Raw genomic sequence first — 18,654 nt, 5'->3', positions numbered from 1 at the left:
ATCGTGTTGAGCGGAGTGATCGCAATCGTGGTCGGCAGCGTGCTGGGCGGCTGCTCGCGCTATTTCGTCTCCGGCGCGATCGCGCGGCGGATGGGCGAGACGTTTCCATGGGGCACCATGACCATCAACGTCACCGGCGCCTTCCTGATCGGCATCTTCGGCGCACTGGCGACCCATCCCGGCTCGTTGTTCGCCTCCCCCAATCCATGGCTGTTCGCGGTGACCGGGTTCCTCGGCTGCTACACCACGGTGTCCTCGTTCAGCCTGCAGACGCTGACGCTCGCCCGTGCCGGCGAGCCGATGCACGCGCTCGGCAATGTCGTGTTCTCGGTCGGGCTGTGCCTTGCCGCCGTCAGTTGCGGCTTCCTCCTCGCTGACAGTCTTGGGGGATAGAGGCCGATGAACTCTCCCTCCTCCGCCGAGCGCTGGCGCACTGCGGTGCTCTATGCCTGGGTTGCTGCCGGCAGCATCATTGGCGGCCTGGCGCGTTATCTGGTCGGGATCGCGCTCGACACCGGGCCGGGCTTCCCCGTCGCGACGCTGTTCATCAATGCCACGGGCTCGCTGATCATCGGCTTCTATGCAACGCTGACCGGCCCGGATGGCCGCATGCTGGCGCGGCCCGAGCACCGGCAATTCGTCATGACCGGCTTCTGCGGCGGCTACACCACCTTCTCGACCTTCAGCCTCGAGACCTTCCGCCTGTTCCACGGCGGCATGAAATATACGGCGCTGGCCTATATCGCGGCCTCCGTCGTCTGCTGGCTGGTGTCAGTCTGGCTCGGGCATATGATGGCAACCAGCATCAACCGCTTGAAAAGGAGCTGACCATGCAAATTCCCAATCAGGCCGTTTTGCTGCGGATCTTCATCGGCGAGAGCGACCATTACGACGGCAAGCCGCTCTATGAGGCGATCGTGATGACCGCGCGCGAGCGCCATCTTGCGGGGGCCACCGTGCTGCGCGGGCCGATCGGCTTCGGCAAGTCGAGCCGGCTGCACACCTCGAAAATCCTGCGGCTCTCGGAGGACCTGCCGCTGCTGATCGAGATCGTCGACAGCGAGGACAACATCAACGCATTCCTGCCCATCCTGGATGGCATGATGTCGAGCGGCCTCATCACCTTGGAGAAGGTGCAGGTTCTGCAATATGGTGCGAAAGCCGCGAGCTGATCGCCGCGGCGGAAACCCGAACCCGCCGAGTCCGGGAGGCGGAATGAACGAGACCGTCACCAAGCCGAAAACCAGGACCAGGACCAAGGTCGAGCGGCCCAAGCTGCACAAGGTCATCCTGATCAACGACGACTACACGCCGCGCGAATTCGTCACCATGGTGCTGAAGGCGGAGTTCCGCATGACGGAGGATCAGGCCTACAAGGTGATGATCACCGCGCACAAGCTCGGCGCCTGCGTGGTCGCCGTGTTCACCAAGGACGTGGCCGAGACCAAGGCGACGCGCGCCACCGATGCCGGCCGCGCCAAGGGCTATCCGCTACTGTTCACGACGGAGCCGGAGGAATAGCGCTAGCCACTCGTTCTTCGCGGAACCTGATGCTAGAGAAGGGCTGATCTTTCATCATTCGCATTGGGGCGATCAGGGGCGTGACCGTCGATACCGCACCGCACGAATCCCTATCGCGCCCCGCGCGTCTGCGGGTCAGACCGACGCTGTACTTCATCCTCGGCGCGACACTGTCCCTGATCTTTTTCTACACCTGCAACAAGACCGGCATCTTGACCGGTCTCCGGCGTGAACTTATCGCGCCGCTCGCCATCTTCATCTTCTCACCGGTCCTGGTGATCGTCTGGAGCTTTGCTCCCGCCCGGTTTGGCTCCCGCTACTATCGATGGCTGTACACGGCCATCTGCCTGCACCTGTTGCTGGCGTCGGCTATGGCGCTCTTGCCCTTTCTGAGCAGGAAAGCACTCGCGATTGATCCCGGCCTCGTGCTCTCCGTCGCCAGCTTCTACGCGGCCTCCGCCGATATCCTCATCCTGCTTGCGATACCAGTCAGTTGGGCCCGGCCTGAGACGAAGCGTGGGGCGATCTACGGCGTCCGCTACGCAGCCGTCGCCGCGCTCATTGCCTCCTTCGTGACCATCCCGGCTGCGATCGTGCGTGCGGAGCAGATCGCGGCCGGCCGCGCCTATTGCATCGTTCTCCCGGATGAAAGGGGATTGGGCTATCACGCGCCCTCGATGTTCGAGCTCTCCTCCTGGAAGATGCGGGCTTATGCGAAGTGGTTTGGCGGGGCAGACGATTTCACGCAGCAGTTCCACGCGCTGATGATCGTTCGTGACGACGATCGCTATGCCGTGAAGAACTGGTCCTACATGGCGTTCAATTTCAGGGACGACACCACAGCCCAATTTCCGCCGGTCGGCGGGCGGTTGGTCGAAGGCTTATTCCCGTCATGTCAGATGAAGACGCATTTTGCACTCCACATTCCAATATCGCAGTGACGGACGTGCCGGCTAGCCGAGCCTTGAGCCCCGGCGACGACGGGAGCGCGGCGGCTTGCGTACCATGCTCGCGGGCGGGTGCCCCTGGACGTGCTGCCAGAACGCCTCCGCCGCAGGCGTCAGCCGCGATCTCGGCCGGAACACGTGGATCTCGATCGGAATTTCCCACTCCTGTCCACCCGCCTTCACCAGCTCGCCCGATGCGAGCTGGTCCGCGATCAGGCTCTCCGGCAGCCAGGCCATGCCGCGGCCGGCCTGCACCATGGTGACGAGAAGCTTTGCGAGATGCGAGGTGAACGCGGGCTTCAGATGCGCTTGCAGCGGAGACGTCGAGCGAACGGCGTCGAGGATCTTTCCCATCCCGGATTCCAGACGGTAGCTCAGGAACTGCACCGGCGCGGCGTCCGTTCCCGGCAGCTTGAAGCGCGGGGTCTTGCCTGATCGCGACGCCGGCACGGATGCCGGAATCAGGCAGTCGTCGCCGACGTGCGCCGAGCGGAACTGCGACGTCGTCAGTGCCGTGACAGTTGCGGGATGATGGTGGCAGAGCAGGAAATGCACCTCGCCCGCCAGCAACATCCGCTCGCACGCCTCCATGTGGTTGGCGACAAGCTGCACGTTCGGCACGAAGGAGAGCGCGGTCTCGATGCCGCGCAGCCAGTCCGGAAAGAAGGTCAGCGAAAGCGCGTTGGTCGATGCGAATTTCAATACGTCGGACGAGCCGCGCGCCAGTTCCTGCGCCTCTAGCCGGCCGGCCGAGAGGCGGCGGATGATGTCCTCCGCCGTGAGGCGGAACGCATCGCCCGCGGCGGTGAGGCTCACCGCGTGCGTCGTACGCTCGAACAGCGCGGCCCCGGCCCACAGCTCCAGCGCCTTGATCCGGCGGCTGAGCGCCGGCTGCGAGGAATTCCTCTGCTCGGCTGCGCGCGAAAAACTGCGCGTCGACGCCACCGCGATGAAATCGTGCAGCCAGTTGATTTCCATGGGCCCGCCCTGCTTATGCAAATCCTGCATAATCATATCATGAGGTGACATTAGATTTCCAGAAGCCCGGCCTGCACCTTCCTTGAAAGTAGATTTCCTTTTGGGAGGCGGAATGTCTGGGCGCACGCTCTACGACAAGCTCATCGACGCGCATGTGGTGCGGAAGCTCGACGACGACGGGCTGGTGCTGCTCTATGTCGATCGCACCGTGCTCAACGAATATACCAGCCCGCAGGCCTTTGCCGGCTTGCGCGCCGCTGGACGCAAGGTGTGGAATCCGTCCGCCGCGCTCATGGTGGTCGACCACGTCAATCCGACCGCGGCGCGCCGCACGCGGCAGATGCCTGATACCGATGCGGCGCGGCAGGTCGACTATTTCGCCGACAACGCGCGCGACTTCGGCATCGAATATTTCGACATCCTGGACCCGCGCCAGGGCATCGAGCATGTCGTCGCGCCCGAGCAAGGGCTGGTGATGCCCGGCATGGTGATCGCCGCCGGCGACAGCCACACCACCGCCTACGGCGCCTTCGGCGCGCTCGGCTACGGCATCGGCACCTCCGACATCGAGCATTATCTCGCGACCTCGACGGTGCGTTACCGCCGCCTGAAGACGATGCGCATCAACGTGACCGGGCGGCCTGCGCTCGGCGTCACACCGAAGGACATCGTGATGGAGATCATCCGGCGCATCGGCGCGGACGGTGCCACCGGCTATGCGGTGGAGTTCGCCGGCTCTGCCGTAACCGGAATGAGCGTCGAGGGACGCATCGTGATGTCGATCATGATCGTCGAGGCCGGTGCGCGCGGTGTCGTCATCGCGCCCGATCAGAAGGTGCTCGACTATCTCGAGGGAAGGCCCCGCGCGCCCAAAGGCGACATGTGGGATCGCGCCGCCAAAGCCTGGTTGCAGCTTAGCTCCGATCCCGACGCCCGCTTCGACCGCGAGATGACGCTCGATGCCGGCGAGGTCGCGCCACTGGTGACCTGGGGCACGAGCCCGGACCAGGCCATCGCCGTGACCGATCGGATTCCCGATCCCGACAGCAACACGGCCATGGACAGCAAGGCGGCCGCGACGCGCGCGCTCGCCTATATGGGCCTTGCGCCGGGAACGCCGATCCAGTCGGTACCGATCGATTTTGCCTTCATCGGCTCCTGCACCAATGCGCGCATCGAGGATCTGCGCGATGCGGCAAAGATCTTCAGGGGTCGCCACGTCGCGGCCGGCGTTCGCGCCATCGTCGTGCCGGGATCGACGCAGGTCCGCGCGCAGGCGGAGGCGGAAGGGATCGCGCAAATCCTGATCGATGCAGGCGTCGAATGGCGGCAGTCCGGCTGCTCGATGTGCCTTGCGATGAACGACGACGTGCTGGCGCCGGGCCAGCGCTCGGCCTCCTCGACCAACCGCAATTTCGAGGGCCGTCAGGGACCGGGCGCGCGCACGCATCTGATGAGCCCCGCGATGGTCGCGGCCGCAGCCGTCACCGGCCGCATCACCGACGTCCGCAGCCTGATCGGAGGAGACGCGCCATGACGCCATTTCACCGTGTCTCCGGCACCGCGGCGCCGATGATGACGCCCAATATCGACACCGACGTGATCATGCCGAAAATGTTCCTGAAAGGTGTCGATCGCAGCGGTCTCGGCGACGGCGCCTTCCACCTGCTGCGGTTCAATGCGGGCAAGCCGAACCCCGACTTCGTGCTGAACAAGGACGGCTATCGCGACGCCGCCTTCCTCGTCGTGGGACCGAATTTCGGCTGCGGATCGAGCCGCGAACATGCCGTCTGGGGACTCCAGCAACTTGGCATCCGTGCCCTCATCGGCACCACCTTCGCCGGTATCTTCAACGACAATTGCGCCAACAACGGCCTGCTCACGATCAGCCTCGATGCTGCCACGGTCGGCATGATCGGCGACATCGTCGCGAAACCGGCGAGCAATCGCCTCACCATCGACCTCGAGCAGCAAACCATCCGCGTCGACGGCGGCGGCACCGTACCCTTCGCGATCGAGCCTGCGCGCAAGGAGGCGTTCCTCTCGGGGCGCGACGCGATCAGCGCAACGCTAGTCCATGCCGACGACATCCGTGCTTTTGAGCGGCGGCACAGGGCGGACAATCCCTGGTTCTGACCGGCGTGACTGCGCGACCAGACCAACAATCATAACGCGACAGAGGGAGGCTATCTTGACCGACACGACCATGAAGCTCGACGAGCCGGCGCAGCCCGCTCCGTCGTCCACGCTGGCGGCGCTCAGGATCGGCCCGCTGCCGATCGCGGTCTATCTTGCCGCTGCGCTGGTCTGCGTCGTCGCGATCTACACCGGAAAGCTCCCCAACGACGTGATCGGCGGGCTCTCGGTGCTGATGCTGCTCGGCTTCCTGCTCGGCAAGCTCGGCCAGACCTTCCCGGTGCTGAAGCGAATCGGCGGCACCGCCATCCTGTGCCTGTTCGTACCGGCCGCACTGGTCGCTTACGGGCTGATGCCGGAGACGGCGCTCAAGGCCATCACGACGACGTTCCGCACCGCCAACTTCCAGTACTTCTTCATCGCCTGTCTCGTCGCGGGCTCGATCCTCGGCATGCCCCATCGCGTGCTGGTGCAGGGCTTTATCCGGATGTTCGTGCCGCTGCTGATCGGGACGCTCAGCGCGATCGCCGTCGGCATCACGGTCGGGCTGCTGTTCGGCCACAGCCCGAAGGAGACCCTCTTCTTCGTGATCATCCCGATCATCGGCGGCGGCCTCGCCGAAGGCGTGCTGCCGCTGTCGATCGCCTATGCGGAGATGTTGCACCGGCCGCAAGCCGAGCTCGTCGCACAGATGGTGCCCGCGGCCCTGCTCGGCAACGTCGTCGCCATCGTTGCGGCCGGACTTCTCGCTCGTCTCGGGGAGAAAAGGCGCGAGCTCAATGGTCAGGGCATGCTGGTCAAGTCCGGCGACAACGACATCCTGGGGCCGGCGCGAGCCGATCGTCCGATCGATCTCGGCCTGCTCGGCGCCGGCATCGTGCTGTCCTGTGTGCTGTTCGTGCTCGGCATGGTGCTCGCGCCCTATACCGGCATTCCCGGTCCGATCCTGATGATCGTCGCGGCGGTCGCGCTCAAGCTGACAAAGCTGCTGCCGGCGGAGATGGAGCTCGGCGCCTACCAGATCAACAAGTTCATGTCGACCAACCTCACCTTCGCGATCCTGGTGGCGATGGGAACGCTGCTGGTGTCGTGGCAACAGCTCGTGGCGTCGTTCAATCCCGGCTATATCGCGGTCTGCACCACGACCGTGCTGGCGATGGTCGCCTCCGGCTTCTTCGTCGGCAAATGGCTGAACATGTACCCGGTCGAGGCGGCGATCGTGACCGCCTGTCATTCCGGCCTCGGCGGCACCGGCGACGTCGCCATTCTCGGTGCCGCGGACCGCATGGGCCTGATGGCCTTCGCCCAGATCGCGACCCGCGTCGGCGGCGCCATCATGATCGTGATTGCCACGCTAGCGATGAAGGTCGCCTATTGAGGCGTAGCGGCAGCCCCCGTCAGCGTGTCGCGCACGTTGACGCGCGCTCCATCCGGCTTGCTGATATAGAGATGGCTGTCCAGCACGGATTGCATGTTCTCGAACATCGCATAGAGATCGTCGCAATAGACCGAAGGATTGTCGTATCCGTTTTTCTTGGAGAAACGATGCGGAAGATAGCCACCTCCGCAGGCGTTCATGAACTTGCACTGGCGACACTTCGCACAAAGATTGATCGAGGCGTCGCGGGCGGCTTTCCAGCGCGGTTCATTCCTGACCTCATCGATCGGATGATCGAAGATGTTGAACCTGGTGTTGGTGAATCCGTCGCCTGCAATCCGCAGCACATCGTGGGCCTCCACGGTGCCGTCGGTCATCACCGTGCATAGCTCGACAGGTTTGTGACCCACGCCCTCGGTCGGCGAATTGTTGCCAAGCAGGGCGGTGATCATATCCGAGATGATACGGATATCGGTCGTCGGCGTTGTGCGATTTGCCGCCAGCCACAGATCGAACAGTCCCTTGTAGAAGGCGACAATGGATGGCGGCCTCTCATCCACCGTCGCGTCGGGGATCATGATGTCGTAGTTGGAGATCCCGCACGCGGCGAAAAAGTCGGTGTATTCCTGCGGCGCGTAGGCGGGATTGCAGACAGCCAGAGCAATGACGCCAATGTTGCGCGATACCAGCATGCGAACGGCACGTTCGACGGCGCCATGAGTGCCCGTACCCTGAAACGTCTTGCGGTGGAGGTCGTGAATGTGGGCCGGCCCGTCGACGCTGATCGCAACCGAAATGTTGCGCGCCTCGAAGCAGTCGAGCCATTCCTCATCAATCAATATGCCGTTGGTCGTGACCGCGATGGGTATGTCGCAGCCCGTTCGCGATGAAATGGCATCGCAAGCCCCGGCAAAACGGTGGAAGTTCTCGACGCCCCACAGCAATGGTTCGCCACCGTGCAGAATGATGGGAAAATCGACGAGTGAATATCTGACGACGTGCTCCTCGATGCGTTGCAGCAATTGATGCCGAACCTCGGAGCTCATCAGCTTCGGCTTGCTGTAAACGGACGCGTCGCGAAACCAGTAGCAATAGGAGCAGTCGATGTTGCATCTGGTTGCGACCTTGACCAGCAACTGCGTGATCGGCTGATCCTGGAAGGCGACACGATCTGAATCGTCAGCCGACATGCCGATACCAAGACGGGCTGGAAAGACTAGTAGCCTCGAACAAATCCGCCTCGGCGGAACGCGCCCACGCCCGGAGCGTATGCCGCCCTGCGAAAGGCACCTGCGTTGGCACCTTTGGCAAAACCGCCTCGTCTGAAAGCCGCCTGGGTCGCGACCGGGTCGTCGGAGACGACACCCTGCTCCGTGCCCTGTCCACGCAAATCGTTGAGCAACGCGTCGATGCCCTGATGGTCGCTCTGAATGGTTGCGCCTGGCCCGTGCAATTGGATGAGGCTTGCCAAGACCTTCAGCGTCGTAATCGGCATGATTATGCTCCTCTTTTCGCGACGCAATGCAGGGATCGAACGAAAGGCCGGCATATCGAGCCGGCTGAGCAACGATAAATAGTATACCTTTTCCATTGCTGCGGCAATGTGTCGGGGCGGGCGGCCGTTGATCCTCACCAAACCGGCTGCGGCGGCGCCTCCACCAGCGCGATGTATTTGCGCTCGCGGGCAACGACATCGACGGCGGCGCGAAAGGCATCGGTGTCGGCGATCTCGATCTGGCGGAATTCGACGGTCATGGGCGGCCCTGTGGCGCGAACCAAGCTTGGCCCAATTGCTCCGCTGCCCGCGCTCCTGCGGACGAACGTGCAGATTGTCCACAAGACTTCCCCAGACAGGATCGACATCGCAATAGCTGCAAGCGAATCCCTGCACGAGTCCGGCCGGGTCGCCGGCCACTTTGATCAATTGAACCGCAGAAGGATCGCGGAGCCGCTCCGACCAGTGGGCAAGCCGGTCGGCCTCGATGGCACCGTTCAGGAATTCCGGCGCGAGGATGTGAGCATACGCATCACGCCAGCTTGATACATGGACGTCGGCAATGACTGCTGCATCCCGCTCGGTCGCGGGTCGGACCACGATGTCGCTCAATTGACGCTCTTCGTTGGCATCTAGGCCTGCAAGCTACGCCATCACCACCGCCGTCTCCTCGGCGAGCCCATAGACGCGCTGCGCCTTTGAAAACCCCGCGATCGGAAATTCGCCGAGCTCGCGCCAGTCGTGGCGGCAGGCATTGGCAAAGACTTCCGAGACCACGACGGTGCGGCCGAGCCGGCCGGCGATCTTCTCCAGCCGTGCCGCCAGATTGACGGCGGGGCCGATGCAGGTGAAGTCGAGCCGGTTGCCGCCGCCGATATTGCCGTAGAGGATGTTGCCGACATGCAGCGCTACGCCGAAGCGGAAGCGCTCGATGACGCGGCCGACCGGAAATGCGAGCGCCTCGACGCTGGTGCGGGATTCGCGCGCGGCCTCGAGCACGCGCGCGCAGACATGCGCGGCATCGCCGACATACTCGTCGATCGGAAACACCGCGAGCAGGCCGTCGCCCATGAATTTCAGCACCTCGCCGCCATGGCCGCGGATTGCAGTGACCTGGCAGTCGAAATAATGGTTGAGGATCTCGACCACGGTCTCGGCCGGCAGGCGGTCCGACAACGCGGTGAAGCCGCGCAGATCCGAGAGCCAGATCGCGGCCTGCATGGTGTCGTTGTGGCCGCGGCGAATCTGGCCGCCGAGGATGCGCGCACCGGCGCGGTTGCCGACATAGGTGTCGAGCAGCATCTCGGCGGTGCGGCGCAGGCTGATGATCTCGGCCACACGCGCGAGCGGCGTCACGATCGAGCGGATTGCCGCGATGTCGCCGTCGCTGAATCCGCCGGGATCGCGCGTGATCCAGCTCGTCGCGTGCACCGAACCGTCGAGAAACGGCATCGGCACGGCGATGTAGTCGGTGACGCCCTCGGCGCGCATGTCGTCTAGGAACGGAAAGCGCTTGCTATCGGGGTCATCCATGCGCCCCCTGACCTCGATCCCCTCCTCGAATACGATCCGGAGCGGGCTCTTGGCGAATTCGGGGGTCTCGAGAATCTCGAAATCGACGGTGCCGATCTCGACTGCCTGGCCCTCCCGCCAGATGAAGTTGCGGCCAAAGATTTCCGGATGCAGCGTGCGGATGAAGATGCCGAAGCGCGACAGCGGCAGACCGGCTGCGACCAGATGTTCGCAGACATCCGCAATCATCTCGGCCGGGGTCCCCGACGACCTCGCGCCGTCGATCAGCCAGTTGGTGATGCGCTGGAGCTCGGAATTTTCCATGCCCCATTTGCGGACGAAGTTGTGCGATCGTCAAGCTGCGCGGTGAGCTGGTACCGCGACATTATAGTTCGCGCATGATCTGTTCGGAACACAGCTTCACACTTTGCGCTCACGCGGCCCTTCGGGTCCGGATCATGCGCGCGCTAACGCCCCACCTGCCCGCGGTCGCGCAAAAAGTGGTCAGCCAGCACGCAGGCCATCATGGCTTCGCCGACGGGGACGGCACGAATGCCGACGCAGGGGTCGTGGCGGCCCTTGGTGAAGATCTCGGTGTCGGCGCCCTTGCGATCGACGGTGAGACGCGGCTGGAGGATCGACGAGGTCGGCTTAACCGCAAAGCGCACCACGATCGGCTGTCCGGTGGAGATGCCGCCCAGAACGCCGCCGGCGTGATTGGACAAAAAGCGCGTGCCGTCATTGCCGGTGCGCATCTCGTCGGCGTTCTCCTCGCCGGTGAGTTCGGCGGCGCCAAAGCCGGCGCCGATCTCGACACCCTTCACCGCGTTGATGGTCATCATCGCGCCGGCCAGATCGGAATCGAGCTTGGCGTAGATCGGTGCACCCAGGCCTGCCGGCACGCCCTCGGCAACGATCTCGAGCACCGCACCGATCGAGGAGCCGCTCTTGCGGATGCCGTCGAGATAGGTCTCGAAGAACGCGGCCTTGTCCTTGTCCGGGCAGAAGAACGGATTTTTGGCGATCTCGTCCCAGTCCCACTTCTCGCGGTCGATCTTGTGCGGGCCGATCTGCACCAGCGCGCCGCGCACCTTCACGTCGGGCAGCACCTTTCGCGCGATCGCACCGGCGGCGACGCGCATCGCGGTCTCGCGCGCCGATGACCGGCCGCCGCCGCGATAGTCGCGCAGGCCGTACTTCGCCTCATAGGTGAAGTCGGCGTGACCGGGGCGAAACTTGTCCTTGATCTCGGAATAGTCCTTCGAGCGCTGGTCGGTGTTCTCGATCAGGAGCCCGATCGGCGTGCCCGTCGTCACCTGCACGCCGGTCTCCGGATGCGCCATCACGCCGGACAGGATCTTGACCTGGTCCGGCTCCTGGCGCTGGGTGGTGAAACGCGACTGGCCCGGCCGGCGACGGTCGAGGTCCCGCTGGATGTCGGCCTCGGTGAGCGGGATCATCGGCGGGCAGCCGTCAACCACACAGCCGATCGCCACCCCGTGGCTCTCGCCGAAGGTGGTGACACGGAACATATGGCCGAAGGTGTTGAAGGACATTGCTGCTCGCTGGCTGGTAAGTCAGTGCTGACTTAACTCGCCCTGAAAAGAGGGTCAAATGCCCGGGACAAGCCCGACATGACAGCGGAGACCGGCTGCTGCGCCGCCCTCAACTATACTTCTCCAGCCGGCCGTCGCGGAACACGTAGACGGTGCCCTGCTCGATATAGAGCTCGGCGGCGCTGGCGGGCGTCTCGAGGCCGAGCGAGACCATCAGGGCCCGGCAGGTGCCACCATGGGCGACCGCGACAATGTCGGTCCGGAGCTCATCATACCAGGCGCGGACGCGGACCTGCACATCGGCGTAGGTCTCCCCGCCCGCGGGCCCCACGGTCCATTTGTCGGCGAGGCGTCTGGCATAAATTTCAGGATCTTTCGCCTCGCTCTCGGCCAGCGTCAGCCCTTCCCAGACGCCATAACCGATCTCGCGCAGGCGATCATCGAGCGCATAGTCCGCCACCGGCAGCTCGAGCTTGCCGCGCGCGAGTTCCATGGTCTGGCGCGCCCGGCCGAGCGGGCTCGACACATAGGGCAGCGCAGCCTTGTCGCGGCCGTTGCGCTTGAAGAGATCGGCGAGAACGCCGCCGGCCTGCACGGCCTGGCCGCGCCCGCGCGCGTTCAGCGGAATGTCCTTGGTGCCCTGAAGCCTGCCGAGTGCATTCCACTCGGTCTCGCCGTGGCGGAGGTAATAGATCGTAGGCACGGGCATTCCGAGTGAGATGTCAGTCCTTGCTGCCGAACGAGATGTCCGGCGCGTCGGGGCGCTTCATGCCGAGCACGTGATAGCCGGAATCGACGTGATGCACCTCGCCGGTGACGCCACGCGACAGGTCGGAGAGCAAATACAGCGCGCTGCCGCCGACGTCTTCGGTGGAGACATTGCGCCGCAGCGGAGCGTTGTTCTCGTTCCACTTCAGGATATAGCGAAAGTCGCCGATGCCGGATGCCGCGAGCGTCTTGATCGGGCCGGCCGAGATCGCGTTGACGCGAATGTTTTTCTCGCCGAGATCGGCGGCGAGATAGCGCACGCTGGCCTCGAGCGCAGCCTTCGCCACGCCCATCACGTTGTAATGCGGCATCCACTTCTCGGCGCCGTAATAGCTGAGCGTGATCAGCGAGCCGCCGTCGGTCATCAGCTTCTCGGCGCGCTGCGCCACCGCCGTGAACGAATAGCAGGAGATCAGCATCGACTTGGAAAAGTTCTCCGGCGTGGTGTCGACATAGCGGCCGTCGAGCTGCTCGCCATAGGCGATCGCGTGCACCAGGAAGTCGATCTTGCCCCACTTCTCCTGCAGCACCGCGAAGGCCGCGTCGATGGTCGCAGCGTCGGTGACGTCGCAATGGCCGAGCACGAGCCCGCCGATCTCTGCGGCGAGCGGCTCGACGCGCTTCTTCAGCGCATCGCCCTGATAGGTGAAGGCGAGTTCGGCACCGGCGGCGTGGCATGCCTTGGCGATGCCCCAGGCGATCGAGCGGTTGTTGGCAAGGCCGAGGATCACCCCGCGCTTGCCTTGCATCAGTCCTTGCATCAGACCTGAATTCTGCGCCATTTTTGAACGTCCCGTCGAGCTCTCGTTGAGGTCTGGAGGTACACCAGCCCTCCCTTGCGGTACAGCCCTAATACGCGGCGTTAACGCTGTTTCGAGGGCCGGAATAGCCGTTCCATTCGGGTGTTATGATGATTGTGGCGCTTGCGCCGAACGGCAGGACATCAAACACGGCATGAGTGCGTTTCGCCAGAGTGTGGAAGCCATGATCCCGGCGTTGCGCCGCTACGCCCGCGCGCTGACGCGCGATGCGGATGCAGCCGACGATCTGGTGCAGGATACATTGGTGCGGGCGCTGCGCTCGGAGCGCTTGTTTCTCGGAGGCGACGTCAGGAGCTGGCTCTATACGATCCTGACCAACCTCAACAAGAACCGGCGGCGCTCGCTGGCACGGCGGCCGCAATTCATGCAGCTGACGGAGAACAATCCCGATGCCAGCGGGACCGAAGCCGAGGGACGCGACATCGAGAAGGCGCTCGCGACACTGGTCGAGGAGCAGCGCTCGGTGCTGCTGCTGGTGATGCTGGAGGGCATGAGCTACCGCGAGGTCGCCGACATCCAGGGCGTGCCGATCGGCACCGTAATGTCCCGACTGGCGCGCGCCCGCGCACACGTTAAAGCGTCGCTGGAAGGTGAGCGCCCGGCGCTCAGGCGGGTGAAATGATGGCAGGATTGATGCCTCGCGCATGCCGCCTCCCCTGCATGGAGCGAGAAGCAGCGCAGTTGAACCGCGTAGGATTTTTTGGGCCGCAGAGCCAGAGACGACCGATATGAACGACCGTAATATTCCCATTACCGAGGACGAGCTGCACGCCTATGTCGACGGCGAGCTGCCGGCCGAGCGCCGCGCTGACGTCGAGGCCTGGCTCGCCGCCCATCCTGACGATGCCGAGCGGGTGCAGTCCTGGCGCGCCATGGCCGAGATGCTGCACGCCCGCTACGATTCGGTCGTGCAGGAGCCGGTGCCGGCCCGGCTGGAGCTGGAGCGGCTGGAGCGCCGTCCGCGGCAATGGTTCTATGGCGCGGCCGCCGCCGTGCTGGTGGCCTTCGTCGCCGGCGGCACGGCCGGCTGGGTGGCGCATGGCGCCGCCAACGCACCCTCGACCTTCCAGAGCTTCACGGCGGACGCGCTCGACGCCCACCGCCTCTATGTCGTCGAGGTCCGCCACCCCGTCGAGGTCGGCGGCAACGAGCGCGACCACCTCCAGGCCTGGCTGACCCGGCGCTGCGGCTGGACCGTGTTCGCACCGAATCTGGAGGCGAGCGGGCTGAAGCTGGTCGGCGGCCGGCTGCTGCCGGGGCCGAGCGGACCGGCGTCGTTCCTGATGTATGAGGGCGCCTCGGGCGAGCGCTATACGATCTACACCGCCAAGACCGAGAATGGTGCAACGCAAATGCGATACGCGAAGACCGACAAGGACGGCGCGCTGTTCTGGGCCGAGCGCGGCGTCGGCTACGTCGTCAGCGGCGGCGGTGCCGATCGCGACAGGCTGACCAAGGTGGCGCAAGCCGTGTACGACCAGGCAGAGAAAAACGGCGGCTAGACAACTGCACAAACGCGGTGCCTCGATTCCGTCATTGAAAATTTGGAATCAAGACATGTGTGCGTCTCATTATCGCACCGGGTGTTCACGCGAATATGAGCAGCGTTCGATCCGCCGATCGACGCGGGCGGCCTCGATTGGGGTTTTTGGTACCGCGCTGGTCCCCCTCTCGAGGCCGCACCTTTTTGTCGGCTGCCCCGCCGGACAGCCGACACGTCGAGTCCGTGAAGCGCTACCACGCCTCAAGCATATGATGAGCATCATCCTGCTCGGAGATGCTCATAGCCTCTAGGAGAGCCCCTTCAGTTCGATCTCGCCTTAACCCAGCCCGCTACGCGGGTTGTAGGGGTGTTGGTCCCGCCACTTCTCCATCAATGCTTCAAGCTCGGCGTCGTTCCCGTCCGGTAGCATAATCCTGATGGTGACGAAGAGATCCCCGGTTCCACCAGATTTCGGCAAGCCCTTGCCTTTGAGTCGGAAGGTCCGGCCGCTGGAGGTGTTTTTCGGGACCGAGAGCTCGACCGCGTTGCCCAGGGTGGGCACGCGGACCTTGCCGCCGAGCACCGCCTCGTAAAGCGTGACCGGCAGGTCGATTCGCAAGTCAGCGCCTTCGACCTTGAAATACGGGTGCGGCGTGACGCTGATGGTGATCAGGAGATCGCCCGGCGGATGGCCCTGGGCGCTCTCGCCCTGCCCCCGCAAACGAATCTGCTGGCCCTCGACGACACCGGCCGGAATCTTGACGTTGAGCTCCTTGCCGTTCGGCAGCCGGACGCGCTTCTCGCCGCCCTTGACCGATTCTTCGAGCGAGACGGACATGGCGACATTGACGTCGAGATCGAGACCGATCCCGCCGGTGTCGAATTCGAACTGGCCGGCGCTGCCGGCCCCGGGTCGCGCACCGCGCATCCCGCCACCGAACATGCTATTGAGGATGTCCTCGAACGCGCCCGCGCCCGGACCACCACCGCCCGGACCGCCACTGCGGAACGAATAGCTCTCGAACCCGCCGGGACCCGCACCCGCGCGACCGCGCGGGCCGCCGCCGCCCGGAAAGCCCTGGAAGCGCGGCTTGCCCTCGGCGTCGATCTCGCCGCGGTCGAACTGCTTGCGCTTGTCCTCGTCGCCGATGATCTCGTTGGCCGAATTGATCTCGGAGAAGCGCTCGGCGGCCTTGGGGTCATCCTTGTTGCTGTCGGGATGATGCTTCTTGGCCAGCCTGCGATAGGCGCTCTTGATCGCGGCAGCGTTGGCGCTCCGCGGCACCCCCAAGACCTCATAGGGGTCGCGCATCCGTCACGTCTCCTTCAAAGAATCGAATTGTTTAAAGGGCTCCCCACCCCACCTGCAAACCATGTGGGGTCGGAGTGGCATTTTTGCAACTAGTATCCCGGAGCGATTCCTAGCTACGCCACGGCTTTAGCGTATGAATCTCCCAACGGCCACGGCTGCTTTGGCATCCGGCGCCCTGGAGCCAGCTTTCGGTCGCCCCGTTGACGTAGCTCGCGAGGAAATCGCGGCATTTGCGGCCGTCCTCGGCCGCATAGGACTGGGCGATCGGCGTCACCGAGCCGCGCGCCCCGGTTTCCGGATTTTCCCAGTGCTGGCTGGAATCCTTGTCGCCCTTGCTCAGTACGTCGGAGGCGGCATTGCGGGCGAAGGCGAGATCGGTCTCGGTCGGAGCGGCGTCCTTCGCCAGCATCGCGATCGAGCCGGTGAGGTCGGTGTCCTCGGCCTTGGCGTAGGCCGTCTTGTCACCGCGGGAAAAGCTGCAGCCGCAGGTCGCGAGCCCGATCACAATCATCGTCATGACAAGGCCGGACGGCCGCATCGCCGATAGGCCAACGCGTTCCCATGCCCTATATAGGGCGGTAGCGGACAACAACGCGTTTTGGGCCGCGGGACGCAACTCGGACTCCAGACATGACCGACACGACCTCGATGAAACACCAGACACCCTTAACATCCGGTGATTTCACCGCCGCCGACGAGCCTTTTGCGCTGTTCGAGGCCTGGCTGAACGAGGCCATCAAGAGCGAGCCGAACGATCCGAACGCCATGGCGCTCGCAACCGTCGATCCCGACGGGCTGCCTGACGTGCGCATGGTGCTGATGAAGGGCTTCGATACCGAGGGTTTTGTCTTCTACAGCCACATCGCCAGCCAGAAGGGCCGCGAACTCGCCGCAAATCCTAAGGCCGCTTTACTTTTTCACTGGAAGTCGCTGCGCCGTCAGGTCCGCATCCGCGGCAACGTGACGCCGGTGACCGACGCCGAGGCCGACGCCTATTTCGCGACGCGACCGAAGCAGGCCCAGATCGGCGCCTGGGCCAGCAAGCAGTCGCAGGAGCTGGAGAGCCGCTTCGCCTTCGAGCAGGCGATCGCCAAGGTCGCGGCCAGGCACGTCATCGGCGAGGTGCCACGGCCGCCGGGCTGGAGCGGCTGGCGCATCATCCCCTCGCGGATCGAGTTCTGGCATGATCGCCCATTCCGCCTGCACGACCGCATCGAATTTCGCCGTGACGCGGCCGGCCAACCATGGTCCAAGACGCGGATGTACCCTTAAAGCTCTAGGCCGACCTGAAAGATGTCCATGCCGCATTCGTCCAATGCGCCGCGCCGCACGCTGCTCCTGACCGGAGCGAGCCGCGGCATCGGCCACGCCACCGTGATCCGCTTCTCGTCGGCGGGCTGGCGCGTCATCACCTGCTCGCGGCATCCCTTCCCCGAGGACTGTCCGTGGGACGCGGGCCCCGAGGATCACATCCAGGTCGATCTCGGCAATCCCCAGGATACCACGCGCGCGATCTCTGAAATCCGCAACCGCCTCGAAGGCGGCGTGCTGCACGCGCTGGTCAACAACGCCGCGATCTCGCCCAAGGGCCCGGGCGGCAGCCGCCTCGGCTCGGTCGACACCGACCTCGACACCTGGACGCACGTCTTCCACGTCAACTTCTTCGCGCCGATCATGATCGCGCGCGGATTGATCTCGGAATTGAAGGCGGCCAGGGGCTCGGTCGTGAACGTCACCTCGATCGCGGGCTCGCGCGTGCATCCCTTCGCCGGCGCGGCCTATGCCACCTCGAAGGCGGCGCTCGCATCGCTGACGCGCGAGATGGCCTCCGACTTCGGCCGCGTCGGCGTCCGCGTCAACGCGATCGCGCCGGGCGAGATCGACACCTCGATCCTGTCGCCGGGCACCGAGAAGATCGTCGAGCAGCAGATCCCGATGCACCGCCTCGGCACCCCCGACGAGGTCGCCAAGATCATCTACGTGCTGTGCACGGACACCAGCTCCTACGTCAACGGCGCCGAGATCCACATCAACGGCGGCCAGCACGTGTGATCCGCACGCGTCGTTGCGCGGCCATATCAGGGCACGCGAGCGGAGTGTCATGCGTAGCTCTCTCCCCATCGTCATTGCGAGCGCAGCGAAGCAATCCAGAGTCTGTCCGTGGAAAGATTCTGGATTGCTTCGTCGCTTCGCTCCTCGCAATGACGACATCACTAGCTCCGTCATCCCCGCGCAACGGCGAAGCCGTTGTCGCTGGAGGTGCGAGTGATGGGGCGCGGAGCGCGCCCCATCGGGAGCCTCGAAGGATGTACGGCCGAGATGCAGCCGGGCTGTCGCCCTTCGAGGCTTACTCTCCGGCGCGATGCGCCGCAGAGCGCGCACCTCCAGCGACAATGGCTTCGCCATTGCGCGGGGGTGACGGTCATAGAATTGTGCGCGGTTCAACAAAGGCACACCTTCTCGCTCTCGCGGCTCACTTCGCCCGAGCTTTGCTTGGTCACTCCACCCTCTTGACCAAGAGGGCGCAGGGAAGGCCGGGTGCCGGCTGGCACCCGCGGTCCGCTGCGCGAAAGGTAGCGCAAAGAGACCGCACAGCAGCATACAGGTGTAGCCAATCACTCGGCCTTCCCTGCGCGATGGTTGGACGGCTTATGCCGTGGTCTCCCGGGAGCCGAATTCCCTTTGGCCTCCCTCGCCCTCGCGAAAGTCGCCGGCACTGCGCCGGTTGACGCGACTGCCGCATCCAC

The 18,654-nt window shown here is 64.5% G+C and carries 23 protein-coding genes; 13 read left to right on the top strand and 10 right to left on the bottom strand.

What is annotated here, in order from left to right; genetic code table 11:
• The first annotated feature begins 3 nt into the window (after nt 1-3).
• The 5 genes from crcB (RAD16_RS23055) to RAD16_RS23035 all read left to right on the top strand — a co-directional run bounded on the left by crcB (RAD16_RS23055) (nt 4) and on the right by RAD16_RS23035 (nt 2,462).
• Nucleotides 4-393 (top strand): fluoride efflux transporter CrcB, encoded by a 390-nt coding sequence (crcB, locus tag RAD16_RS23055; RefSeq protein WP_458160144.1) that lies wholly within the window; start codon nt 4-6, stop codon nt 391-393.
• A 6-nt stretch (nt 394-399) separates the two neighbouring features.
• On the top strand, nt 400-828 hold the full coding sequence (crcB, locus tag RAD16_RS23050; RefSeq protein WP_458160143.1) for a fluoride efflux transporter CrcB: 429 nt from the start codon (nt 400-402) through the stop codon (nt 826-828).
• A gap of 2 nt (nt 829-830) precedes the next feature.
• Nucleotides 831-1,172, top strand: coding sequence for a DUF190 domain-containing protein (locus RAD16_RS23045; protein WP_458160142.1), 342 nt, complete (start codon nt 831-833; stop codon nt 1,170-1,172).
• Between the two features lie 43 nt (nt 1,173-1,215).
• Nucleotides 1,216-1,521: an ATP-dependent Clp protease adapter ClpS gene (gene clpS / locus RAD16_RS23040; RefSeq protein ID WP_458160141.1), complete on the top strand. Its 306-nt coding sequence runs from the start codon at nt 1,216-1,218 to the stop codon at nt 1,519-1,521.
• 80 nt (nt 1,522-1,601) lie between these two features.
• Nucleotides 1,602-2,462 carry a hypothetical protein gene (locus RAD16_RS23035; RefSeq protein ID WP_458160140.1) on the top strand — a complete coding sequence of 287 codons (861 nt, stop codon included), beginning with the start codon at nt 1,602-1,604 and terminating at the stop codon, nt 2,460-2,462.
• Between the two features lie 12 nt (nt 2,463-2,474).
• Here RAD16_RS23035 and RAD16_RS23030 read toward each other — a convergent pair whose 3' ends face one another.
• Entirely contained in the window at nt 2,475-3,446 is a 972-nt protein-coding gene (locus RAD16_RS23030) for a LysR family transcriptional regulator (RefSeq protein ID WP_458160139.1), read from the bottom strand.
• A gap of 112 nt (nt 3,447-3,558) precedes the next feature.
• Between RAD16_RS23030 and leuC the strand changes: the two genes are divergently transcribed.
• From leuC to RAD16_RS23015, 3 genes are read left to right on the top strand one after another with little or no spacing between them, the layout of a single operon-like run.
• Nucleotides 3,559-4,983: a 3-isopropylmalate dehydratase large subunit gene (leuC, locus tag RAD16_RS23025; RefSeq protein ID WP_458160138.1), complete on the top strand. Its 1,425-nt coding sequence runs from the start codon at nt 3,559-3,561 to the stop codon at nt 4,981-4,983.
• Nucleotides 4,980-5,582: a 3-isopropylmalate dehydratase small subunit gene (gene leuD, locus RAD16_RS23020; protein ID WP_458160137.1), complete on the top strand. Its 603-nt coding sequence runs from the start codon at nt 4,980-4,982 to the stop codon at nt 5,580-5,582. Before leuC ends, leuD begins: the two co-directional genes overlap by 4 nt.
• A 55-nt stretch (nt 5,583-5,637) precedes the next feature.
• Nucleotides 5,638-6,960, top strand: a complete 1,323-nt coding sequence (locus tag RAD16_RS23015; protein ID WP_458160136.1) for a 2-hydroxycarboxylate transporter family protein — start codon at nt 5,638-5,640, stop codon at nt 6,958-6,960.
• On the opposite strand, the gene RAD16_RS23010 is transcribed toward RAD16_RS23015, so the two are convergent.
• The 3 genes from RAD16_RS23010 to RAD16_RS23000 form a co-directional block, all read right to left on the bottom strand.
• Nucleotides 6,954-8,150: a radical SAM protein gene (locus tag RAD16_RS23010; protein WP_458160135.1), complete on the bottom strand. Its 1,197-nt coding sequence runs from the start codon at nt 8,148-8,150 to the stop codon at nt 6,954-6,956. The two genes, RAD16_RS23015 and RAD16_RS23010, sit on opposite strands and share 7 nt — an antisense overlap.
• Nucleotides 8,151-8,176: 26 nt before the next feature.
• Nucleotides 8,177-8,455 carry a hypothetical protein gene (locus RAD16_RS23005; protein WP_458160134.1) on the bottom strand — a complete coding sequence of 93 codons (279 nt, stop codon included), beginning with the start codon at nt 8,453-8,455 and terminating at the stop codon, nt 8,177-8,179.
• A gap of 134 nt (nt 8,456-8,589) precedes the next feature.
• Nucleotides 8,590-8,715, bottom strand: a complete 126-nt coding sequence (locus RAD16_RS23000) for a hypothetical protein (RefSeq protein WP_458160133.1) — start codon at nt 8,713-8,715, stop codon at nt 8,590-8,592.
• On the opposite strand from RAD16_RS23000, the gene RAD16_RS22995 reads away from it, so the two are divergent.
• Complete coding sequence (locus tag RAD16_RS22995; RefSeq protein ID WP_458160132.1) at nt 8,714-9,001, top strand: hypothetical protein; 288 nt, start codon at nt 8,714-8,716, stop codon at nt 8,999-9,001. The genes RAD16_RS23000 and RAD16_RS22995 overlap by 2 nt on opposite strands.
• Nucleotides 9,002-9,100: 99 nt before the next feature.
• Here the strand turns inward: RAD16_RS22995 and RAD16_RS22990 are convergent, their stop codons facing one another.
• The 4 genes from RAD16_RS22990 to fabI form a co-directional block, all read right to left on the bottom strand.
• On the bottom strand, nt 9,101-10,291 hold the full coding sequence (locus RAD16_RS22990) for an adenylate/guanylate cyclase domain-containing protein (protein WP_458160131.1): 1,191 nt from the start codon (nt 10,289-10,291) through the stop codon (nt 9,101-9,103).
• A gap of 143 nt (nt 10,292-10,434) precedes the next feature.
• Nucleotides 10,435-11,523, bottom strand: coding sequence for a chorismate synthase (gene aroC / locus RAD16_RS22985; protein ID WP_458160130.1), 1,089 nt, complete (start codon nt 11,521-11,523; stop codon nt 10,435-10,437).
• A 109-nt stretch (nt 11,524-11,632) separates the two neighbouring features.
• Nucleotides 11,633-12,232: a histidine phosphatase family protein gene (locus RAD16_RS22980; RefSeq protein WP_458160129.1), complete on the bottom strand. Its 600-nt coding sequence runs from the start codon at nt 12,230-12,232 to the stop codon at nt 11,633-11,635.
• 13 nt (nt 12,233-12,245) lie between these two features.
• Nucleotides 12,246-13,073 carry an enoyl-ACP reductase FabI gene (gene fabI / locus RAD16_RS22975; protein ID WP_458160128.1) on the bottom strand — a complete coding sequence of 276 codons (828 nt, stop codon included), beginning with the start codon at nt 13,071-13,073 and terminating at the stop codon, nt 12,246-12,248.
• 172 nt (nt 13,074-13,245) lie between these two features.
• Here fabI and RAD16_RS22970 point away from each other — a divergent pair, with 172 nt between their 5' ends.
• Together RAD16_RS22970 and RAD16_RS22965 are read left to right on the top strand one after the other, a co-directional pair.
• Complete coding sequence (locus RAD16_RS22970) at nt 13,246-13,734, top strand: sigma-70 family RNA polymerase sigma factor (RefSeq protein ID WP_011085414.1); 489 nt, start codon at nt 13,246-13,248, stop codon at nt 13,732-13,734.
• A gap of 106 nt (nt 13,735-13,840) precedes the next feature.
• Nucleotides 13,841-14,614, top strand: coding sequence for an anti-sigma factor family protein (locus tag RAD16_RS22965; protein ID WP_458160127.1), 774 nt, complete (start codon nt 13,841-13,843; stop codon nt 14,612-14,614).
• A 318-nt stretch (nt 14,615-14,932) separates the two neighbouring features.
• On the opposite strand, the gene RAD16_RS22960 is transcribed toward RAD16_RS22965, so the two are convergent.
• On the bottom strand, nt 14,933-15,907 hold the full coding sequence (locus RAD16_RS22960; RefSeq protein ID WP_458160126.1) for a DnaJ C-terminal domain-containing protein: 975 nt from the start codon (nt 15,905-15,907) through the stop codon (nt 14,933-14,935).
• A 109-nt stretch (nt 15,908-16,016) separates the two neighbouring features.
• Nucleotides 16,017-16,424, bottom strand: a complete 408-nt coding sequence (locus RAD16_RS22955; RefSeq protein ID WP_458160125.1) for an RT0821/Lpp0805 family surface protein — start codon at nt 16,422-16,424, stop codon at nt 16,017-16,019.
• Between the two features lie 113 nt (nt 16,425-16,537).
• Here RAD16_RS22955 and pdxH point away from each other — a divergent pair, with 113 nt between their 5' ends.
• Nucleotides 16,538-17,179 carry a pyridoxamine 5'-phosphate oxidase gene (pdxH, locus tag RAD16_RS22950; protein WP_326904193.1) on the top strand — a complete coding sequence of 214 codons (642 nt, stop codon included), beginning with the start codon at nt 16,538-16,540 and terminating at the stop codon, nt 17,177-17,179.
• A 27-nt stretch (nt 17,180-17,206) separates the two neighbouring features.
• Complete coding sequence (locus tag RAD16_RS22945) at nt 17,207-17,959, top strand: SDR family NAD(P)-dependent oxidoreductase (protein WP_458160124.1); 753 nt, start codon at nt 17,207-17,209, stop codon at nt 17,957-17,959.
• Nucleotides 17,960-18,654 lie beyond the last annotated feature (695 nt).

The organism is Bradyrhizobium sp. 18BD (genome assembly GCF_054185225.1).
The sequence above is the reverse complement of the archived record's forward strand: the minus strand, read 5'-3'. Positions and strand labels throughout refer to the sequence as shown.